Raw genomic sequence first — 21039 nt, 5'->3', positions numbered from 1 at the left:
TTTTAAATACTATTAGTTCTTAGGCTTCTGTACTTGCATAGCCATCATTTCTTTCATTGTTTTGTTCATTCCGTCGGTAGAACCGTCAAGGAAAATCACATTACCATCACTGTTCTCTGCAAAATGCTTGATAGATTCAGTCCACATGGTGAACAAGATCACCGAGATATCAAGATTTGCCTCTTCCATTTCCTGCGCAGCTTTGGTCATACCATGCGCAACCTCAGCTCTGAATAAAGCGATACCCTGTCCACGCAATTGTGCGGCCTCACGTTCTGCCGCTGCGGCAATTTTAATGGCATTACCATCAGCTTCAGCACCCTTGGTTTTCGTAATTAATAAAGCTTGTCCTTCATTCTCTGCGGCAGCTTTAAGATTATTTGAAGCTACTACACGGCTCATAGAGCGCATAATCTCATCATCGAAAGTAATATCATTTAATTGAAGATCCTGTAAATGATAACCCCATGATTCTAAAACAATATCAATCTGTTCTTTCACATGCATTACAATCTCATTTCGCTGTGCTAAAACATTAGCCTGTTTCTGAGTCGCTACATAAGCCCTGATAGAACCCTCAATGGTACGGATCAGTGCCTGCATCAGATTGGTTGCATCTACAAACTTAAAAGCAACGTTCTTAATCGTTTCTTCATCGTGATTCAACACTGAATAGAGCAGCATGGCCTTAAAATATACATTGGCCTGATCTTGCGTCACTGCCTGGAAAGATAACTCCACTGAACGGTTCTGTATAGAGATCCTGGAGTGGATAACCTCAATAAGCGGAATTTTAAAATTCAGTCCTGGCCTTAACTGGCGTCTATACTTTCCAAAGACCGTAACAACTGCAATTGTACCTTGCTTTACCGTTACAAAAGAGCTAAAAAGCACGATCAGGACAAAGAAGAAAAAAATGTACATGGCGTAATTCATGATTAATAATTAAATAAGTTAAACTTTTTCAAGATACGGAATAACTATCATATGCGAATCTTCCTGTAGTTAAAGACTCCGGGCACAGATATTGTATAAGAAGATTTGAATTAACTTAATCATCATGAACGTAAAAAGAACTTTCGGTACAATCTTAACTATCCTTGGCATTATTGGCCTGATCTACGCGGGTATCGGATTTGTAAAACATACAATGATGACACGTGAACTTTTAGTTTCCGCAGTAATCAGTATCATATTCTTTTTCTCAGGTATCGGGCTGATTAAAAATACAAAAGATGAGGCTTAATCCTTCACCCGGATCTGCTGGTCAGTAAACTTTAGACGATGGCCAGGGAAATCGGCAGCTGTTAAAGAAATTATTTTTTTGAAAGCAGTTTGTGCTGTATCTAAAGTAAGGCGGTGAACTTTATCCTGCTTTACAGAAATAACATCAGCATATAAAAAATCTCCCTTGCCATTGATCTTTACCTGTAAAAGCGGAGCAAAGCCATTCGGACCTTTTAGGCTGAACATCCCATACGTACAGAAATTCCCAAGGCTATACGCAATAAACTTGTTTTTGTAAACCTCAACCGCACGCGTAACATGAGGACCTTGTCCTAATACAATATCTGCACCAGCATCAATTACCGCATGCGCGAAAGCATAAACATCCCCCCGGTTTTCCTTATAGAAGATCTCATTAGTTCTGGGTACATGCTCAAACCTTGCGCCCTCACCACCACCATGGAAAGAAACAATTACAATATCGACCTGCTTTTTTAGGAAAGCAACCAATTGCTTTGCACTATCTGCCTGGTTGATAGAAACCGTATTTTCATTAGGTGCAAAAGCACAGAAACCATATTTAACACTGTCTTTTTCAAAAATTGTATACGGGTGAGAAGTTAAACCAGCATATTTAATGTCCAGTGAATCCAGGATTGCAGCACTGCGTTTTCTTCCTTTCCAGCCAAAATCCCCAACATGGTTATTCGCTACACTCAATAAATTAAACCCTGCTTCCTTATAAATTCCTGCATAACGTTCCGGCATTCTGAAAGCGAAACAGCTATTGCCAATAGTATCCTTACACTTCGTTGATTTCCCGGTATTCAGAAAACATCCTTCCAAATTTCCGAATACGATATCCCCCTTTAAAAAAGAAGCTACATTTTTAAAACTGCCAACTGCATCATCTGCAGGCAGATTTGACTTTGAAGGATATGCAGAGCCCAGCATAATGTCGCCAACAGCGGTAATAGTCAGTGTATCCTTTCTTGATTTTGAAGTCGTATCTCTTTGAACAGCTGTATGTTGCTCAGCAGCCATATTCACATTTCCTGTACAGCTCAATAAAATCAGGCTGGTTGCTACAGCAAGGAGAATAAAGCAGGTTATTTTTGTTTTCATCTTTTCATTCATAAAAAAATCCTTCTAAAATAATTTAGAAGGATCGTATAGCTATTGGTACAGAAGATATTATTCTTCGATTAAATCTTTTTTAGCAGATTCAAGAATCCGTCCGCCTTTATAAAAGAAGCGTGAATAATAAGGCTCATTCAAATTGCTGATTACAACACCTCTTGAAGAAGATGCGTGAGCAAAGCGGTTGTCACCTAAATAAATTCCGATATGTGTGATTCTTGTACTTCTGATTTTAAAGAAGACTAAGTCTCCTTCTTTTAGTTCATCTTTAGGTAGTGGGTCTACCATGCTGAAGATGTCTCTTGAATTTCTTAACAATGTAGTGTTGAAAACTTTGTCGTAGATCGCCTTGGTAAATGCTGAACAATCTATTCCTTTCTTGGTATTTCCTCCAAACCGGTAAGGGGTTCCTATCCATTCATAAATGAATTTGTAGAGCTTAACGTTAGATGTCGCGTCGACTGCGATACCCATAACCTGGGAGAAATATTGGGAAGCTAAGTTATCAGGATCCTCTAATTTGTTGGTTTCTTTTGTTTTAGTTTGCGCGTTTAAAGCAGTTACGCTGCACAAAGCAATAAGGGCAGAAAACAAAAATTTTTTTATCATGTTACACTGTTAAGTTTGGGTAAAAGGCACTTGCACTTAAACGTACACCAGCTAAGGCTTATTGTCAGGTTGTCAAAACTATGTAAATTAGATATGTTATCCAAATGTATTTTGATGAAATGTATGAGTTATTAACATTTTACGGTCATTGCTCACATGCATTTTACACTAATCCTTCGATATATTACAATAAAAAAGTAGATTTGCTCTCATAAATAAAAATCAATAGCCAAAAATGAGTGCAGTAGAAATTAATAAGGATACCTATCTGAAGTGGTTTGAGTCGATGTTACTAATGCGTAAATTCGAAGAGAAAACTGGTCAACTTTACGGACAACAGAAAATCCGTGGTTTTTGTCATCTATACATAGGTCAGGAGGCTGTTGTTGCCGGAGCGATTTCTGCATTACAACCTGAAGATTCTATGATCACCGCTTATCGTGATCACGCTCATGCTTTGGCGAAAGGTGTAAGTGCAAACAGTATAATGGCAGAGATGTACGGTAAAGCTACTGGCTGTTCCAAAGGTAAAGGTGGTTCAATGCACATGTTTAGCAAAGAACATAATTTTTATGGTGGTCACGGAATCGTAGGTGGTCAAATACCATTAGGTGCAGGTATCGCATTTGCTGAAAAATATAAAGGGACTAAAAACGTAAACGTTTGCTATATGGGTGATGGTGCTGTTCGTCAGGGCGCATTGAATGAAGCCTTCAATATGGCCATGTTATGGAAACTTCCTGTAATCTTTGTTTGTGAGAACAACGGTTATGCAATGGGAACTTCTGTAGAGCGTACGACTAACATGTTAGATCTTTACAAAATCGGTTTAGGATTCGATATGCCATGTGCCCCGGTTGACGGAATGGATCCCGTTGCTGTTCACAATGCAATGGATGAAGCAGCTCAGCGTGCCCGTAATGGTGAAGGACCAACATTCTTAGAAATGAGAACTTACCGTTACCGTGGACATTCGATGTCTGACCCTGCTAAATATCGTACTAAAGACGAATTAGAAGAATATAAAGCTAAAGATCCGATTGAATCAGTAAGAGAAACTATTCTTAACGAAAAGTATGCTGATCAAGCATGGATTGAGGAAATTGAAGCTAAAGTGAAACAGATCGTGGATGAGTCTGTGAAATTTGCTGAAGAGTCACCATGGCCTGAAGCATCAGAATTATATACTGATGTTTATGTGCAACAAGACTATCCATATATCCAAGATTAATTTTACAACCTATTTTCAATTGATATTATAGAATGGCTGAAGTAGTTAAGATGCCCAAAATGAGCGACACCATGACCGAAGGGGTAATGGCGAAGTGGCATAAAAAAGTTGGCGATAAAGTTAAAAGTGGAGATGTTCTGGCAGAAGTAGAAACCGATAAGGCGACTATGGATCTGGAATCCTACTGGGATGGCACCATCCTTTTTATTGGTGTAGAAGAAGGTAAAGCTGTTCCTGTTGATGCTGTAATTGCAGTTATCGGTAAAGAAGGCGAAGATTATAAAGCTGCTCTTGACGCAGAAGGTGCTGCTGCACCGGCAAAAGGGGAAAAAGCTGCTGAAGAAAAACCTGTTGAAGAAGCTCCGAAAGCTGAAACAAAAGGTGCTGCGGTAACTGATGCTGATCTGGAAAAACAAGGGGTTACGGTAGTCCGTATGCCATTGTTAAGCGATACCATGACTGAAGGCGTAATTGCTGAATGGCATAAAAAAGTAGGTGATAAAATTAAAAATGATGATATCCTTGCTGATGTAGAAACCGATAAGGCGACTATGGAAGTAATGGGTTATGCAGATGGAACTTTATTACATATTGGTGTAGAAAAAGGAGCTGCTGCAAAAGTAAACGGTATTATCGCGATAGTAGGTCCGGAAGGATTTGATATCAGCGGAATATTAAACCAGGGTGATGCTCCGGCAAAACCTGCTGCAGATAAACCAGCTGCTGATCAAGCAGATGCTCCTGTTAAAGAAGCTGCTCCTGCAGAAGCACAAGAAGAAACACATACAGCTGATGGTTCACGCCTGAAAGCTTCTCCTTTAGCTAAAAGAATTGCAAAAGAAAAAGGTATAGATCTTGCACAGGTTGCAGGTAGTGCTGATGGTGGCCGTATCATTAAGAAAGATATCGAAAACTTCAAGCCTGCTGCTGCGGCTGCAAAAGGTACAGAAGCTGCTTCAGCTCCTGCATCTGCTGAGAAATCAGCACCAGTTCTTGCACAATATATCGGCGAAGAAAAATATACAGAGAAACCAGTTTCTCAAATGCGTAAAGTAATCGCGAAAAGATTATCAGAAAGCTTATTCACTGCGCCGCACTTCTATCTTACGATGAGTATTGATATGGATGCTGCAATGGCTGCACGTGTGAAGATGAATGAATTCTCTCCGGTTAAACTTTCATTCAATGATTTAGTGATCAAAGCAGTGGCTGTTGCCTTAAAACAACATCCAAATGTGAACTCTTCATGGTTAGGGGATAAAATCCGTTACAATGAACATGTGAACGTTGGAGTAGCTATTGCCGTTGAAGACGGATTATTAGTTCCTGTGGTACGTTTTGCTGATGGAAAATCATTGTCACGTATCTCAGCTGAGGTTAAAGATTTCGCACAACGTGCAAAAGCTAAAAAACTTCAGCCTTCAGACTGGGAAGGTTCAACTTTCACCGTATCTAACTTAGGTATGTTCGGTATTGATGAATTTACAGCTATTATTAATACACCTGATTCTTGTATCCTTGCAGTAGGCGGGATTTCACAAGTACCAGTAGTTAAAAATGGTGCTGTTGTTCCTGGAAATGTAATGAAAGTTACTTTGAGCTGTGATCACCGTACGGTAGATGGCGCTACAGGTGCTGCATTCTTACAAACATTCAAAGCATTATTAGAAGAACCAGTAAGATTATTAGTTTAATACTATTGAAATATTTAAAAAGCTGCTCCGGCAGCTTTTTTTATGCGTGCTACTTTTTGTACTTTTGCCCCCATGTCAAACATTAAACCGTCTTTAGCAAAAGGAACCCGTGATTTTTCACCTCAGGAAATGGTGAAACGTAATTACATATTCGATACCATTAAAAAGGTATTTAAGAAATATGGTTATGCAGAAATACAAACTCCTTCGATGGAAAACCTTTCTACCCTGACTGGTAAATACGGTGATGAAGGCGATAAATTGATTTTTAAGATCCTGAACTCAGGAGATTACCTTTCTAAAGCGAATGCGGACCATTTAAGCACCTTAAACTCTAATGCACTGATTTCCTCGATTAGTGAGAAAGCATTGCGTTACGACTTAACTGTACCCTTTGCACGCTATGTAGTGATGCACCAGAACGATATTGCACTTCCTTTCAAACGTTTCCAGGTTCAGCCCGTATGGAGAGCTGACAGACCTCAGAAAGGCCGTTACCGTGAATTCTACCAATGCGATGTAGATGTAGTAGGTTCAGAAAGCCTGTTGAACGAAGCAGAATTTGTACTAATCTACCAGGAAGCCCTTTGTAACCTGGGAATGACTGACTTTACCATTAAATTAAATAACCGTAAAATTCTTTCTGGAATTGCTGAAATTATCGGTAAACCAGAATTGATTATTGATATGACAGTTGCCATCGATAAACTGGATAAGATCGGTTTTGAAGGGGTAACCAAAGAACTGCTGGAAAGAGGTTTTACCGAAGGCGATATTACACGTTTAAAACCAGTGATCCTGTTAGAAGGAACGAATGCAGAGAAACTTGACCGCCTAAAAGAAGTGCTGGCAACTTCGGAAGTTGGATTAAAAGGGATAGCTGAAATTGAAACGGTATTTACTTATGTACAAGGACTATTAAAAAACAGTGACTTAAGACAACCAGACCTTGAACTTGACATTACACTCGCCCGTGGCCTGAACTATTATACCGGCTGTATCTTCGAGGTAAAAACCAATGAAGCAGCAATGGGCAGCATTTGCGGAGGTGGCCGTTACGATGACCTGACTGGAATGTTTGGATTAAAAGGACTGACAGGAGTAGGGATCTCTTTCGGAGCTGACCGGATCTATGACGTTTTAGAAGAATTAAACCTGTTCCCTGAATCAGCTGCTGCCGGAACAAAAGTGCTGATCAGTAATTTTGATGCGGAATCGGAACTTTACGCTTTACCTATATTACAACAACTTAGAGATGCAAATATTGCTGCTGAACTTTATCCATCTTCAGCAAAGCTTAAAAAGCAAATGAGTTATGCAGATGCCAAATCGATCCCTTATGTAATCCTGATCGGAAGCGATGAATTGCAAAGTGGCATCCTTACTTTCAAAAATATGCATACAGGCGAACAGCAAAAAATCTCTGCTGCTTCTATTATCGAAATACTTAAAACAGAAATATTAGCCAGTTAATTGGCTAATATTTCATCAAAAAATAACAACATATGTTTCCATGATCTTTTCGAGGCCAGCTCATTGTAAGCTGCACCTTTTGAATTGTCATTTCCCGCTTCACGGTCTGTAAACGCATGTACAGCATTCGCATACTCAATCATTTGCCAGTCTGCTTTAGCAGTTCTCATTTCCTGCTGGAAACCTAAAACCTGTTCATTAGTCATCGATGGATCGTCCGCACCATGTAAAACCAATACCTTGGTGTGAATAGGGTTTACAGCTCTTTCGCCTGCATATTGCGCCAACCCGCCGTGGATAGAAACTACGCCTTTAACAGGAAAGTCAGCTCTTGCAGCTTCCAGAGCTCCTGTGCCGCCAAAACAATAACCAATCACAACGATTCTCGCTGGATCAGCACCCGCTTTAATTAACTGCTGTAAAGCAAGCTTAATTCTTTGCTGGTAAGCAGCAACATTCTTTTTATAATAACCTGATTGCTGGCCAGCTTCTTTTGCATCTTTCGGATAATGGCCTTCTCCATAAATATCAGCCACAAATGCGTAATACCCAAGACCGGCCAATTTTTCGGCCGATTCTTTTGCAGTGTTATCGATCCCTTTCCAGGCTGGCAAAATAAGTACTCCTGCCTTTTTTTGTGTGGCTTTAGCTGGTGAAATCACGAGCCCCTTTAATTGCTGCTGGCCATCCTGATAAGCAACAGGTTTAAGCTGTGCAAAGGAACCAGATACGATCAGTGTCATGGCGATGGTAAGAATTGGTTTCATTTATTTAGTTTTTAGTATAACAAGAAATGAACTTATAATGTTTAATTGTGAGCAGCTATATATAAACGGAGGTTTTCAGCCGCCCGTTTGCTGATCTTATTTCTCAGGAAATCTGTCCATCCCAATAAAATACCCGGTAAACCTAAAGCCTGGCTTGACCATTTATAGAAATTGAAATGATCTGTATGCTGAACTATCTTTCCATTTTCAAAAACGAAAGACGCTTTAACCCTATTGACCACTTTTTTGCCGGTAGCCGAAAATGTGTAATGCGCCACCCATTCAGCAGTGCCTGTTTCTCCGCCTGTCTGAACATGATTGTATTCTACACGCATATCTTTGCCGCTTTTAATTAGCATTTCCCACATACTGCGCACCTGCGCAGCATCCAGATCTTTAAATATGGCATCACTAAAAGTGGCGTTATCTGCATAACAAGCTTGCATACCCTTAAAATCTTTGTTTTTAAAACAAGTGTAAAAATGATGAATGAGGTTTTCGTTAGGTTTCATAATAGTAGATAATGTCCCATTTTGGACAACACTAATATAAGTATAATTCTGGGCGGTAATGATTATTGGCCGCGGCTAATCCGGGAAGAATGTGGAAAGGTTGAAAAATAAAATAAATGCTTTGAAACCTTTTCAACTCATTTACGTCTTATATACAAGTTTATAGGTTAGCAGAGGTATAGTTGTGGCGACTATACCTTTGTCTTTTAAACGACTTTAGTATTTGAACCATAAGTGGTAATTTGTCTCGCCATTCCTTTAAAAAGAAAGATATGGAAGGGAAACATGGCATACCAATAAATCCTGCCCCATAAGCCTGAAGGTCTGAAAGTTGCAATCTGCGATAAAAATGCTTCCCCGCGATAATTGATCACTTTGAATTCAAGCCAGGCTTCTCCCGGTACTTTCATCTCCGCATAAAGCAGTAACCTCGCATTTTTCTTATCAGCAAGCAATACACGCCAGAAATCAATCACATCCCCTGCATGTATAGAAACAGTATTGGTGCGCCCTCTTCTGGTACCCACACCACCAAATAATTTATCAATGAAACCTCTTAAATTCCAGAGCCAGTCTGCATAATACCAGCCCCTGCTACCTCCAATGCTCCAGATGTTTTCAAAAACCTCTTCAGGGTCTCGTTTAAAAGACATTTTAACTTTATATTCCAGCGTACCATTCTGAGGTACTTTTACCTGATCCATAAAGGAAGTATTCAGATAACCTCTATTTAAGGCATCCTTCCAGCTCGAAACAATTGAATGCTGTTCTATCTTTTCAAAAGCAAGCTTCAATGCCTTTTTATAAGTGAAACAGGTACCCGGCACAATTTCTTTGATCCGTTCATCCTTACAGATTACTTCATTTTTCATGCTGTCAACCAAACTTCTTGCTAACGAATAAGGCACAGCAGTTACTAAATAAAGCCACAAAGAAGATAATCTTGGCGTGAGTACCGGCACGGTGAGTATCCAGCGTTTCAGATTTCTGGAAGCAGCATACTGAAGAATCATTTCCTTATAGGTCAGTATATCCGGGCCTCCAATGTCAAAAATCTGATCGAAAGCTTTTTCATTCATTAATACCCCGGTCAGATAACCCAGCACATCCCGGATACCAATCGGCTGACACTTGGTATTGACCCATTTAGGCGCAACCATAACAGGTAATTTTTCCGCAAGATCACGTATAATCTCAAAAGAAGCACTTCCCGACCCGATAATGATCGCGGCACGTAAAATGGTAAAGGCAATACCTGAATTTTTAAGTTCATCTTCCACAGAAAGCCGGGAAGTCAAATGCACAGAAAGATTCTCATCATTTGCAATCCCCGTAAGGTAAATCAGCTGGCGGCAAGATGTTTGCTGTATCGCTTTCACAAAATGCATTGCCGATTCAAATTCCAGGTCAGCGAACTTTTGATTTCCCGAAGACATCGAATGCACCAGATAATAAGCTGCATCAATGTCTTCAGGTATATTGCTTAAGGATTCCGGATGTAATAAATCGGCAGTAATGATCTTTACCTGATCACCAAAGTCAGATTCTTCTGCAAAACGGCGCGGATCACGAACCATACAAACCACCTCATGTCCCTGCTCAAGTAAAACAGGCAATAATCTGGTCCCTATATAGCCGTTTGCGCCGGTCAGCAGGACTTTCATGCTATATGTGGATTGTACGTATCTGTTTGAATAACTGCTTTTAACTCTTGTAAAATTGTATATAATCCAAAATTTGTGCGGTTCACATAAATGAAATGTTTCACCCCCCTGGCCTGTTTAAACTCCGGCATTTTGGCGATTTTTTCTCCATAAGCGTACAGCTGCGCAAAAAACTCAGGTTGACTGAAGTCAAAAGTTTTGCTCGTATAAGGTTTCGCAAATAGCTGGATCATTTCCAGGTATGCTTTATAATAAAACTCAATCTGCGCAGCATCATCATCCGGATGGATCATTTCCAGCTTTCTGAAAGCCTCAATAGTTTTATTTTTATCCTTGATCACATCAGATGAAATCAATGAAAAGAAAGGAATGTAGAAATCATCCGGTAATTCTTTAATACAACCAAAATCTATCACTCCTAATTTCTCGTCTGCAGTAATCATGAAATTTCCAGGATGGGGATCTGCATGTACAGCCCTCAATTCATGCTGCTGGAAATTATAAAAATCCCATAAAGCCTGCCCGATTTTATTTCTGAGTTCTTGAGAAGGATTGGTCTGAAGAAACTCTTTGAGATGCAAGCCTTCAATCCAGTCCATCGTGATTATCCTTTTACCCGAAAGTTCAGGGTAATAAATAGGGAAGACTATATTATTCAGATCCTTGCAAGCTTCAGTAATCTCGATAGAACGGCGAACCTCTAACTCATAATCCGTTTCCTCTAGCAAACGTTCCTCTACCTCTTTGATATAAATATTAAGCTCTTTCTCGCTCATTCCCAATAAACGAAAAGCAAAAGGTTTTACTAATTTCAGGTCTGAAGAAATACTATCCCCAACTCCCGGATATTGAATCTTAACAGCTAATTTTTTTCCATTCAGCTCTGCCTCATGCACCTGTCCGATAGAAGCAGCATTGGTGGAAACCAAGTTAAATTTATCATAAATTACTTCTGGAGGTTTACCAAAATTCTTTGTAAATGTCCGGACAATCAGCGGCCCTGAAAGCGGCGGTGCATTGTATTGTGACTGTGTGAATTTGTCTACATATGATTTCGGGAGGATATTTTTATCCATACTGAGCATTTGTGCAATTTTCAAAGCACTTCCTTTCAGCTCACTCAATGATTTATAAATATCCGTTGCATTATCCTCATTCAGCTCATCTCTTCCTAACTGCGGATTAAATAGCTTTTTAGAATAATGTTTGATATAATTGCCGCCAATCTGAAAACCTGTTTTAACAAATTTAGCAGAGCGCTCTGTTTTAGTTACTGGAATACTGTTCTGTTCAGCCATGTTATGCTCTACCCCTGCTTTCTGCAAACTTTCCGTTTCTGGATAAGAATTTACCATACTCAAAAAGATTATCAATAGGGGAGCGCTGGAATAAATCAAACGTTACATTGATCCCTTTTTCAATAGCTTCATCCGTTTTTTCAAAGTCAGTGCTGTCATCATTCACCCAAAAATTCAGAATGAATGCAAACTGAACCCAAAGTGCATCTTTATAACGCTTGCTGAAGAACTTACGGTCTGCCAATTCTCCCGATTCCAATCCCTCATTAATTAATTCCTCTGCGAAATTCTCGAAAATAGGCTTTACGCCTGATAATACCTTTGGCGTAGCAAATCTGTCCTGGTGACTTTTAAGACTGTAGACAATAAAGCTTCTATGTCGCTTTAGTAATTCTACATAACTGTAGAAAAAAGACAGCATTCTGTCCCTCGAAGAATACTGGGCCCAAACTTCCTGTTGCTGAATAGTACTGATTACATCGACAGTGAGGTCTGCCCAAACCATTTTTTCAATACTTTCGAAAGAGCTATAGAATTCGTAAAACTCAGCTTCTGAAATCTTTATTTTTTTTGCGAAACTATAAACTGATTTGGGTTTTTCGTCCTGCGTTAGTACGTAATCGATGTAAGCAGTTCTGATTTGTTGAGCCGTTGCCATACCTTTTTTCTTTATTAACGATTTAGGGCTCAGAATAGTTTTCCAAATTGCTTAATGAGGTAGCTTGTGACTGAATAAAAGCATTCTGATGACATATCAGGTCGCTTATTTAGCCCATATCAAAGCAATGTTACGTGAAGATTACCTGAATTGTGCAGATTTGATTACTTTTGTGTCTAATTGAACAACAGACGCTTACATATCAGCCGCATTTTCGCGACGTTATTGCTCATGGTTTTTGCCATTGCACTTACGCCCTGGAGCGCTCTTCATCACCATGAAGAGGTGGGTGACTATTGCGCTAAAGACGGTAAAGTATGTTTGCATAAATTCCATGTTGGCAGTGAAAGACACAACTGTCTGATCTGTTCTGCACATTTTGAAAAGGACTATTATACAACTACAGTCGCTTACCGGGCTAAACTGGAGAGTAAAGCTGTTGTGAAAAACTATGCTATAATCGGTGCGAGTTACACTGCATTAATCAGTACCTCTCTTCGCGGCCCCCCTACAGCTCAGGTATAAGAAAATTCTAATTTATTGCAAGGACAGTGATGGGTTTTTACCCTGACGGCTTCGGGCAATTTTATCCAAAAAAACAAACACACATTTGATCAGGAAACCTGAATGGGCTTGCCAGCTCAGGACTTCGTGTAAAAAAATTACCATACAGACATATGAAAAAGATACACCTATTTCTAGTTGTACTACTATCAGCTTTTATTTTCACCAGCACATTCGCGGCTGATATAGCTGAATTTAAAGGCAAAATTATCGACGCTCAGACTAAAACACCATTGCCAGGCGCTTCTATTACTATTCCAGATCTGCGTACTTCGGCAATTACCAACCAAAATGGAGAATTTACCTTCAAAAATGCACCTGCACATGGTCGTTTCCTTGTTCAGATTAGTTATATTGGCTATAGAACAATTACACAATCAGTTGATTTTTCTAATCCCGGAAACCTTGAATTCGCTTTAGAGCCAAGTGTTATCGAAGGCAGAGAAGTGGTGATTACCGGTTCAGCATCCAGCTCTGATAACCGTAAAAACTCGACTTCTGTCACTACAGTAAGTAAATCGGATTTGTTATACCACCCATCTACAAATCTGATTGATGCAATTTCACGTGTACCTGGAGTATCTCAAATCACCACGGGGCCGGCAATTTCAAAACCAGTGATCCGTGGCTTGAGTTACAACCGTGTCGTTACTTTGAGCAACGGTGTTAAACAGCAAGGACAACAATGGGGAGACGAGCATGGAATTGAAATCGATCAGTACAGTGCAGACCGTGTAGAAGTTTTAAGAGGCCCGGCAAGTTTAATGTATGGTTCGGATGCCCTGGGTGGGGTGATTAATATTCTGGATGGATTACCTGCTCCTGAGGGTACTTTAAGAGGTGAATTCCTGACTAATTATTCTACCAATAATGGAATGACCGGCAATTCATTAATGCTGCAGGGAAATGAAAACGGATTCATCTACAAAGCACGCGGATCTTATAAAAATGCATATTCTTATAAAACACCTACCGAATATGTCCCTAACTCAGGTTTCAACGAAACGAACTTTGAAGGACAGGTTGGCCTGAACAAGAAATGGGGATATGCTCATTTAGACGCTTCTGTTTTCCGTACCAATATTGGCTTTTATGATCCTAAAAGGAATGATGCGGGGCAATTAGTGGATGACGATAACAATCCTTTTTCTGATGCACAAAATAAAGATAGAACGCTGGCTTATCCTAAACAGGATGTGCGTCATTATAAAATCGCGTTAAACAGTAATATTCTTTTAGGAGAAGGAAGTTTGAAAGCTACTTTAGGTTATCAGCACAATTTGCGCAGAGAACTTGGAGAAGCTGATGCAGGCCCTGATTTATTCCTGAACAGTTACACTTACAGTTATGACCTTAAATATTCATTTAAAGAAGTGAATGGCTGGGCACCAGTTGTTGGTGTTTCCGGAGAATATATTCATAGTTTAAATACAGCAGGCAGCGAGCAATTAATTCCTGATTTCGATACGCAGGCGTTCGGTGGTTTTGCTTTTGTTAAAAAAACATGGGATGAGGATACCTTTAATGCAGGTATTCGTTTTGACTATAGAAAAATGACAGGTAAAGAATTTAGTGGCGACTCAAATTACCCTGCATTCAGCAATAAATTCTCTCATATTACCGGTGCATTAGGTTATACACATGAATTTAATGAAGCTTTTAGTTTTAAAGCGAATGCCGGTAGCGCTTTCAGAGCACCGAATATTGCAGAATTAGCCTCAAATGGTGTACATGAAGGTGTATTCCGTTACGAAGTGGGTAATCCAAACCTTAAGCCAGAGCAGAGTTACCAGTTTGATGCTTCTTTTGACTATCAGAATCAGTACGTAAGCGCAAGCCTGGGAGGTTTTGCTAACTTTATTAATGATTACATTTATTACAATACAGACGGCACAACTAAGACTGTAGATGGCAGAGATTTCCCTGTTTATAACTTTGTACAGAATAATGCCTTTTTACGTGGAGTAGAAGCATCGTTAACGTTACACCCGGTTAGTTTTATCCACTTTGAGAATGGATTCTCTTATACCAGGGCAACAAACCGTACCACTAAACAATCACTTCCATTTATTCCTGCGGCTACTTTACATAACGAATTGCGTTTTGAACCAACTCTTGCAGGTACTTCTCATTCTTATGTTTCTGTAGGAATTGATAACTACTTTAAGCAAACCAAGATTGATAGTTTTGAGCAATCAACCTCAGGTTATACTTTATTAAACGCATCAATCGGAACAACTTTGAAACTAAGCAAAAACCAGGATATCACAATTTACGTAGCTGGTAAGAACTTATTGAACAAAGCTTATTATGATCATTTGAGCCGTTTTAAACCAGGAAGACTAAGTGATGAAGATCCAACTTTGGGTATTTATAACATGGGCCGCAGTGTCACCTTTGGTGTAACTCTTCCATTTACATTGAAAAAATAGCACATCACACACCACAAATAAACACACACACGTTTGTAACGAAACCCCGATTCCTGTTAAGGAACGGGGTTTTCTTGTAAAATAATCGTTAGTTTTAGAACTTTCAGCTTCCTGCTTTGTTTGTAGGTACTAAACGATTGAGATCATATGTTCAAAAAACTACTGCTACCAGCAATCCTTTTATTTTGTTTGTCTTTATCCGCATCTGCGCAACAGGCAGATACACTGTCTATTACCTTAGAAAATGTAAAATACGCTTATCCGGTAAAATACTTTCCCATCCATACCGAAGGGCAAGATATCAAGATGGCCTATATGGATATCGCACCCTTGCAAAATGCAAATGGCAGAACTGTAGTTTTATTTCATGGTAAAAACTTTGGCGGATACTACTGGACTAATGTGATTAAGGCTTTAACCAGCAGAGGATTCAGAGTTGTTGTGCCAGATCAGATCGGATTTGGGAAATCTTCTAAACCATTTATTCATTACAGCTTTCATCAGCTGGCACGCTGGAATAAAGCATTATTAGATACGCTAGGGATTCAGAAAGCAAATATTCTTGGCCATTCTATGGGTGGGATGTTAGCCACCAGATTTGCGCTGATGTACCCGCAGACTACAGAAAAACTTTTATTGGAAAACCCGATCGGGCTGGAAGATTACCGTGCCTTTGTCCCTTATGCAACAACAGAAGAACAATATAAAACAGAGCTGAAAGCTACAGCAGAAAGTATCAAAAAATACTATCAAAGCTCCTACTTCACCGTATGGAAACCAGAATATGATGAATTGGTCAGGATTGCTGCGGGAGTGACATTCAGCTCGGATTATGCACGCTGGGCAAAAGTAGCAGCGATGACCTTTACCATGATATACGAACAGCCTGTTGTTTATGAATTCCAGAATATCACTGTTCCAACAGTTCTTTTTATTGGTAAAGAAGACAAAACAATTGTGGGCAAAGGCTTATTAAGCCCTCAGCAGCAAGCGCTTCATGGACAATATAAACTACTGGGGAAACAAATTGCAGCAAGGATACCGAACGCTAAGCTGATTGAATTTGATGGTAGTGGCCACATTCCTCACCTGGAAGTGCCTACAGAATTTACAGTCGCCTTATTGGGCGGATTATAGTCAGTTACAAGAACCTGCGAAGGCAGGTTCTCCATTTATTTCTTTACCGGATCTTGCGAGAAAGTTGCTGCAAGAATCTGATATAGCTCAGGATGTTTCTCTTTGAATTGCGCTGGCTTTTCAAAGAAATATTCTGAGACCACTGCAAGGAATTCAGCTTCATTTGTCACCGCATAAGGATTGATATCTGATTTTCCAGCTTCGATTTTACTGATTTCCTGGTGAATCATCTTTACCCATGGAATAATATACTGATGCGGCATCAGGTTTTCAGGGATGCCGTCTGTTGCCCCATCCGATTTGTCAAGTAAGTGTACAAACTCATGAATAGCCGTGTTTTCCTTATCCGCATTGATAGAAAACCCTTCCAATAGCGCAGAGCGCGACAAGATCATTTGTCCATTCATATAACCTGTCCCAACCATTCCCAGAATATTCCGGTCACCACCCTCAAATTGAAAGTCTTTATTAAAAGTATCAGGATATAAAATTACAGCATGGAGATTCTGATACTTCCATTGGCCAAACCCAAACACTGGAATAATTGCGCTTGATGCAATTAATAAACGGTCTGTGGCATCAGGGACAAGATCAATGCCTTCTACCCGGACATAACTTAAAAAGTCCAGAAGCATTTGCTCAAACTTTAACCGGTTGTTCTGGTCCAGGTGCTGATAATAAGCTACATGGCTCAACAACAGTTGCCGGTCAGTTTCAGTCATCTTATTTTGAGCAGTCTGTTTAGATTTTTTATTGCGGAAGATGAAATACAAGGCAACTATAAATGCGGCGAGTAAGATCAGATATGGCGTCATTATTCTGCTTCCAGGATTTGAAGTTGTACCAGGATATCCTCTTCGCGTATTGGATAAGGCTCTTTATTAACCAGGGATTGATATACCGCTTCAAATAAAGAGATATAACTGGCAGGCTTGGAAGGAACCAGGCGTTTAGTCCTTTCTCCATTTTCACTGATTAAAGTGAATACTGCTTCTTTTCCTTTGGCTTCAATTCCAAAACCAGGCTCATTAGGCTTAATTCCCTTTAACAATTGTTCTTCCTGTACATCTGCCCGTTCTTTAATAAAACTTCCACTTTCCCCGTGTAAAACAAAAGAAGGCTGGATATCAGTAACCATCATATTGGCATGTACAAAAACATTTAAACTATCCGGATAGCTCAAATGGATGGAAAAGAAATCATCAACCTTTGTGTTTTTCCTGTTTCTGCCTGATATCTTATGAAATGATAACGGTTTGCCAAAAAGACTGATGGCCTGATCTATTAAATGTGGTCCCAGATCATATGGTAAACCACTGGCTGCAACCGGTTCTTCTTTAAAGCTTTTTACGCCGATGCTTGCCTTATACCTATCAAATCTGAAGTGAACTTCCGAGAGTTTACCTAGCTTATTACTCTTAATTATGTTTTTTACGGCTACGAAATCACTGTCCCACCTGCGGTTCTGGTAAACAAATACTTTCTTATCCAGGGTTTCAGCTAATTCAAATATTTCAATAGCTTCTGCAGAAGTTGCTGCAAACGGCTTTTCCACCAAGATATGCTTGCCCGCATTTAAGGCCTGTATGGCATAATCATAATGTGTATTATTAGGCGTATTGACGACAATCAGTTCGATCTCTTTATCGTTTAGTAATTCTTCAATACTGTCATAACTGATGATCCCTGCAAAATCTTTCTCTGCATTTTTTTGATTACGTTCTGTCACCGCATGGAGTTTAAACCCTGGATGTGCAGTCAGAAAAGGGCTGTGAAATATTTTGCCGGACATGCCATAGGCCATCAGGCCAGTCGAGATTACTTTAGTCATCAATTACGCTATTTGAGCAGCTAAATTAGTCAATCCAGAAATCGATGTTTTAATAATATTGTCATAAACCATTTAACCCTTTGTATTTATTCAATAAATAGGAGGCAGGCTCTTATATTTTTTATCTTTGTATATGAAACCCGCAGAAATTCACGCAAAATGGAAAGTTCTACAGCAAAAGATTGCTGAAGAATTTGATTCAGATATACCTGATTTAAAGGTAATGTTGTTTTTGATAGGTGTTCAGGAATTGGGTAAGGGGCCAGGTAAGTATAGCAAACGTCAAAAAGAAGAGCTGATGCATATCGCCACCTGCCGTTTAATGAGTGAAATGGGATTTTATGAGCTTGAAGGCTTGGATCAGGACGGATGGCCACATTGGAAGTTGGTCAAACAAGTTCCTTCATTTGCCATGATGGAGCAGGAATTGCTTTTAAAATCTCTGGCCATTCATTATTTCGAAGATATCTATCAATAAGACAGGATAAAAAATCTATCTCTACAAAAAAGCCGGAGTATAATTACTCCGGCTTTTTCTATTTATTAAAATAGGTAGATCTTAATATTTTTAGTTGTTAGCTTGTTGCGCTTGTTTTTTCAATTGATCATTTGCTACAATCACAATCTCAACTCTGCGGTTAGCAGTTCTTCCAGCATCAGTTGCATTGTCTGCAATTGGCTCAGAGAAACCTTTACCTACCGTAGTTAAACGTGATGATGGCACACCTTGTGTAACTGCATAAGCTTTAACAGCTGCTGCTCTTCTTTCTGAAAGGCTCATGTTATAAGCTTCAGTACCTTTATTATCTGTATGGCCAATAACTTTAATTTCAGTGTCAGGATATTTTGACAGTGATCCGGCTAATGATTTTACGTTATCTTTTGCTTGTGCTTTTAAGTTTGCACTATCAAAATCAAATAAGATACCGCTATCAAATTTCACGATAATACCCTCACCTTCACGTACTACTTCTGCATTTGGAATTGCATTCTGAATTTCAGCTGCTTGTTTATCCATACGTTTTCCGATGAATCCACCAGCAGTACCACCGATTGCACCTCCTAAAATAGCACCAATTGCTGTATTACCTGCTTTCTTGCCAATAATAGCACCCAAAACACCACCAGCAGCAGCACCAATACCAGCTCCTTTTTGTGTTTTTGTTAAACTGTCACATCCTTGAAAACCCATTGCGGTTAAGGATAAGGCGATGCTGAATGCAGCTATTTTAAATTTCGAAGTAATCATGATAATAATTTATTTGTTTATAAAGGCATTTAATCAAAGGTAATGCCAATTGTAAGTTTTTTGTGATTTCTTGTCATAAGACAGAGATTTTGTCTAAATTTCCGGGTATAGCTGATAGGAGATCAGGTATACCCAATAGGAGATTGTATGAAAATATTGAGATTGACTACAATTCTGTACAATTTGTTTTAAAAAAGGTAATTAACTGGCACAAATGTTTAATCACTGCTGAGGCTAGTAATCGTATTTATCTTTCCAGTTCTGCTTTAACTTTTCGCGGAGTTTATCTTCTGCCGGGTTATGACCAGGATCATATAATTTAGTTCCGCTAATTAAATCGGGCAAGTATTCCTGTGCAGCGAAGTTACCTTCATAACCATGAGAATATTTATAGTCTTTTCCATAACCTATGTTTTTCATCAATTTAGTCGGTGCATTTCTGATGTGTAGCGGAACAGGTAAATTACCAGTTTGTTTAACTAATTGTTGCGCTTTATTAATCGCCTCGTATGCTGCATTACTTTTGACTGATGAAGCCAAATAAGTTACCGCCTGTGAGAGAATAATCCGGGCTTCAGGATAACCGATCACATTGACCGCCTGAAAACAATTATTTGCTAATAATAAAGCGTTCGGATTAGCATTTCCAATATCCTCAGAAGCGAGGATAAGCAAACGTCTGGCAATAAATAGCGGATCCTCACCACCTTCAATCATTCTGGCCAGCCAATAAACCGCGGCATTTGGATCACTTCCCCTGATTGATTTGATAAAGGCAGAGATAATATCATAATGCTGCTCGCCCGCCTTATCATATAAAGCAAGGTTCTGCTGCGCATGTTTCAATACATTTTCATTAGTGAGCACAATGACATCACCACCAATACCGTTTACCGCAATTTCGAGAACATTTAATAATTTCCTGGCATCACCACCAGATAATCGAATTAAAGCCTCGTGCTCTTTGATGGTAATTTTCTTTTCTTTCAGCGTCACATCTTCCCTGATGGCTGTCTGCAATAAACCAGAAAGTTCATCTTCATCCAGAGACTTCAGAATATAGACCTGGCAGCGGGACAGTAAAGCGGAGATCACCTCAAAGGAAGGGTTTTCTGTTGTCGCACCAATTAAAGTAACCAGGCCACGTTCTACGGCGCCCAGTAAGCTATCCTGCTGTGATTTACTGAACCTGTGAATCTCATCAATAAATAAGAGCGGCAAACCCAGAAAACTATCTTTTAATAATGCTGCCTTATCAATAACCTCGCGGATATCTTTAACCCCCGAATTGATTGCACTCAGGTTAAAAAAAGGGCGGTCAAGCGTTTGAGAAATGATATAGGCCAATGTTGTTTTTCCGACTCCCGGAGGGCCCCAGAAGATCATTGAAGGAAGCTGACCACTCTGTATCGCTTTGCGTAAAACAGCATCCGGTCCTACCAAATGTTGTTGTCCAACATATTCGTCCAGATTCTGCGGACGCATGCGCTCTGCTAATGGAGGAAGGTTTTGCATAAATGTAAAGATAAAAAAAACAGGAGCAATAAAAATTG

General features: G+C 39.5%; 20 protein-coding genes. 8 read left to right on the top strand and 12 right to left on the bottom strand.

Annotation, left to right across the window (positions count from 1 at the left end; all coding sequences use genetic code 11):
• Positions 1 to 12: 12 nt before the first annotated feature.
• Entirely contained in the window at positions 13 to 936 is a 924-nt protein-coding gene (locus AY601_RS19515; protein ID WP_068404222.1) for an SPFH domain-containing protein, read from the bottom strand.
• Between the two features lie 124 nt (positions 937 to 1060).
• Here AY601_RS19515 and AY601_RS19510 point away from each other — a divergent pair, with 124 nt between their 5' ends.
• Positions 1061 to 1246 (top strand): hypothetical protein, encoded by a 186-nt coding sequence (locus AY601_RS19510; RefSeq protein ID WP_068404220.1) that lies wholly within the window; start codon positions 1061 to 1063, stop codon positions 1244 to 1246.
• Here the strand turns inward: AY601_RS19510 and AY601_RS19505 are convergent.
• Positions 1243 to 2352 (bottom strand): CapA family protein, encoded by a 1110-nt coding sequence (locus AY601_RS19505; RefSeq protein WP_068407739.1) that lies wholly within the window; start codon positions 2350 to 2352, stop codon positions 1243 to 1245. The two genes, AY601_RS19510 and AY601_RS19505, sit on opposite strands and share 4 nt — an antisense overlap.
• Positions 2353 to 2421: 69 nt before the next feature.
• Entirely contained in the window at positions 2422 to 2976 is a 555-nt protein-coding gene (locus tag AY601_RS19500) for a C40 family peptidase (protein WP_041878629.1), read from the bottom strand.
• Between the two features lie 235 nt (positions 2977 to 3211).
• Between AY601_RS19500 and pdhA the strand changes: the two genes are divergently transcribed.
• The 3 genes from pdhA (at position 3212) to hisS (ending at position 7374) form a co-directional block, all read left to right on the top strand.
• Positions 3212 to 4207 (top strand): pyruvate dehydrogenase (acetyl-transferring) E1 component subunit alpha, encoded by a 996-nt coding sequence (pdhA, locus tag AY601_RS19495; protein WP_068404218.1) that lies wholly within the window; start codon positions 3212 to 3214, stop codon positions 4205 to 4207.
• A 32-nt stretch (positions 4208 to 4239) separates the two neighbouring features.
• Complete coding sequence (locus AY601_RS19490; RefSeq protein ID WP_068404215.1) at positions 4240 to 5901, top strand: pyruvate dehydrogenase complex dihydrolipoamide acetyltransferase; 1662 nt, start codon at positions 4240 to 4242, stop codon at positions 5899 to 5901.
• 72 nt (positions 5902 to 5973) lie between these two features.
• A complete protein-coding gene (gene hisS / locus AY601_RS19485; protein ID WP_068404213.1) occupies positions 5974 to 7374 on the top strand; it encodes a histidine--tRNA ligase in 1401 nt (466 codons plus the stop codon).
• Here the strand turns inward: hisS and AY601_RS19480 are convergent.
• The 5 genes from AY601_RS19480 to AY601_RS19460 all read right to left on the bottom strand — a co-directional run bounded on the left by AY601_RS19480 (position 7371) and on the right by AY601_RS19460 (position 12273).
• Positions 7371 to 8141, bottom strand: coding sequence for a dienelactone hydrolase family protein (locus tag AY601_RS19480; RefSeq protein ID WP_068404210.1), 771 nt, complete (start codon positions 8139 to 8141; stop codon positions 7371 to 7373). The genes hisS and AY601_RS19480 overlap by 4 nt on opposite strands.
• Before the next feature lie 41 nt (positions 8142 to 8182).
• Entirely contained in the window at positions 8183 to 8653 is a 471-nt protein-coding gene (locus AY601_RS19475) for a nuclear transport factor 2 family protein (RefSeq protein ID WP_068404208.1), read from the bottom strand.
• A 206-nt stretch (positions 8654 to 8859) separates the two neighbouring features.
• Positions 8860 to 10317: an SDR family oxidoreductase gene (locus AY601_RS19470; protein ID WP_068404207.1), complete on the bottom strand. Its 1458-nt coding sequence runs from the start codon at positions 10315 to 10317 to the stop codon at positions 8860 to 8862.
• Positions 10314 to 11672, bottom strand: coding sequence for an ABC1 kinase family protein (locus AY601_RS19465; RefSeq protein WP_232324636.1), 1359 nt, complete (start codon positions 11670 to 11672; stop codon positions 10314 to 10316). The genes AY601_RS19470 and AY601_RS19465 overlap by 4 nt, the downstream gene beginning before the upstream one ends.
• A complete protein-coding gene (locus AY601_RS19460) occupies positions 11617 to 12273 on the bottom strand; it encodes a TetR family transcriptional regulator C-terminal domain-containing protein (RefSeq protein WP_068404205.1) in 657 nt (218 codons plus the stop codon). Before AY601_RS19460 ends, AY601_RS19465 begins: the two co-directional genes overlap by 56 nt.
• A gap of 180 nt (positions 12274 to 12453) precedes the next feature.
• Here AY601_RS19460 and AY601_RS19455 point away from each other — a divergent pair, with 180 nt between their 5' ends.
• From AY601_RS19455 to AY601_RS19445, 3 genes are all read left to right on the top strand, one after another.
• Positions 12454 to 12798, top strand: coding sequence for a hypothetical protein (locus AY601_RS19455; RefSeq protein ID WP_157288018.1), 345 nt, complete (start codon positions 12454 to 12456; stop codon positions 12796 to 12798).
• Positions 12799 to 12950: 152 nt separating this feature from the next.
• Positions 12951 to 15269, top strand: a complete 2319-nt coding sequence (locus AY601_RS19450; RefSeq protein WP_068404201.1) for a TonB-dependent receptor — start codon at positions 12951 to 12953, stop codon at positions 15267 to 15269.
• 147 nt (positions 15270 to 15416) lie between these two features.
• On the top strand, positions 15417 to 16406 hold the full coding sequence (locus tag AY601_RS19445) for an alpha/beta fold hydrolase (RefSeq protein WP_068404199.1): 990 nt from the start codon (positions 15417 to 15419) through the stop codon (positions 16404 to 16406).
• Between the two features lie 35 nt (positions 16407 to 16441).
• On the opposite strand, the gene AY601_RS19440 is transcribed toward AY601_RS19445, so the two are convergent.
• On the bottom strand, positions 16442 to 17221 hold the full coding sequence (locus AY601_RS19440) for a zinc-dependent peptidase (protein ID WP_068404197.1): 780 nt from the start codon (positions 17219 to 17221) through the stop codon (positions 16442 to 16444).
• Positions 17221 to 18237: a Gfo/Idh/MocA family oxidoreductase gene (locus AY601_RS19435; protein ID WP_068404195.1), complete on the bottom strand. Its 1017-nt coding sequence runs from the start codon at positions 18235 to 18237 to the stop codon at positions 17221 to 17223. The genes AY601_RS19440 and AY601_RS19435 overlap by 1 nt, the downstream gene beginning before the upstream one ends.
• 133 nt (positions 18238 to 18370) lie before the next feature.
• Here AY601_RS19435 and AY601_RS19430 point away from each other — a divergent pair, with 133 nt between their 5' ends.
• Positions 18371 to 18715 carry a hypothetical protein gene (locus tag AY601_RS19430; protein ID WP_068404193.1) on the top strand — a complete coding sequence of 115 codons (345 nt, stop codon included), beginning with the start codon at positions 18371 to 18373 and terminating at the stop codon, positions 18713 to 18715.
• Between the two features lie 90 nt (positions 18716 to 18805).
• Here AY601_RS19430 and AY601_RS19425 read toward each other — a convergent pair whose 3' ends face one another.
• Entirely contained in the window at positions 18806 to 19486 is a 681-nt protein-coding gene (locus tag AY601_RS19425; RefSeq protein ID WP_198163558.1) for an OmpA family protein, read from the bottom strand.
• A 234-nt stretch (positions 19487 to 19720) separates the two neighbouring features.
• Positions 19721 to 21001 (bottom strand): replication-associated recombination protein A, encoded by a 1281-nt coding sequence (locus AY601_RS19420; protein WP_068404189.1) that lies wholly within the window; start codon positions 20999 to 21001, stop codon positions 19721 to 19723.
• Positions 21002 to 21039: the final 38 nt, after the last annotated feature.

Source organism: Pedobacter cryoconitis (genome assembly GCF_001590605.1).
Classification (GTDB): domain Bacteria; phylum Bacteroidota; class Bacteroidia; order Sphingobacteriales; family Sphingobacteriaceae; genus Pedobacter; species Pedobacter cryoconitis_A.
The sequence above is the reverse complement of the archived record's forward strand: the minus strand, read 5'-3'. Positions and strand labels throughout refer to the sequence as shown.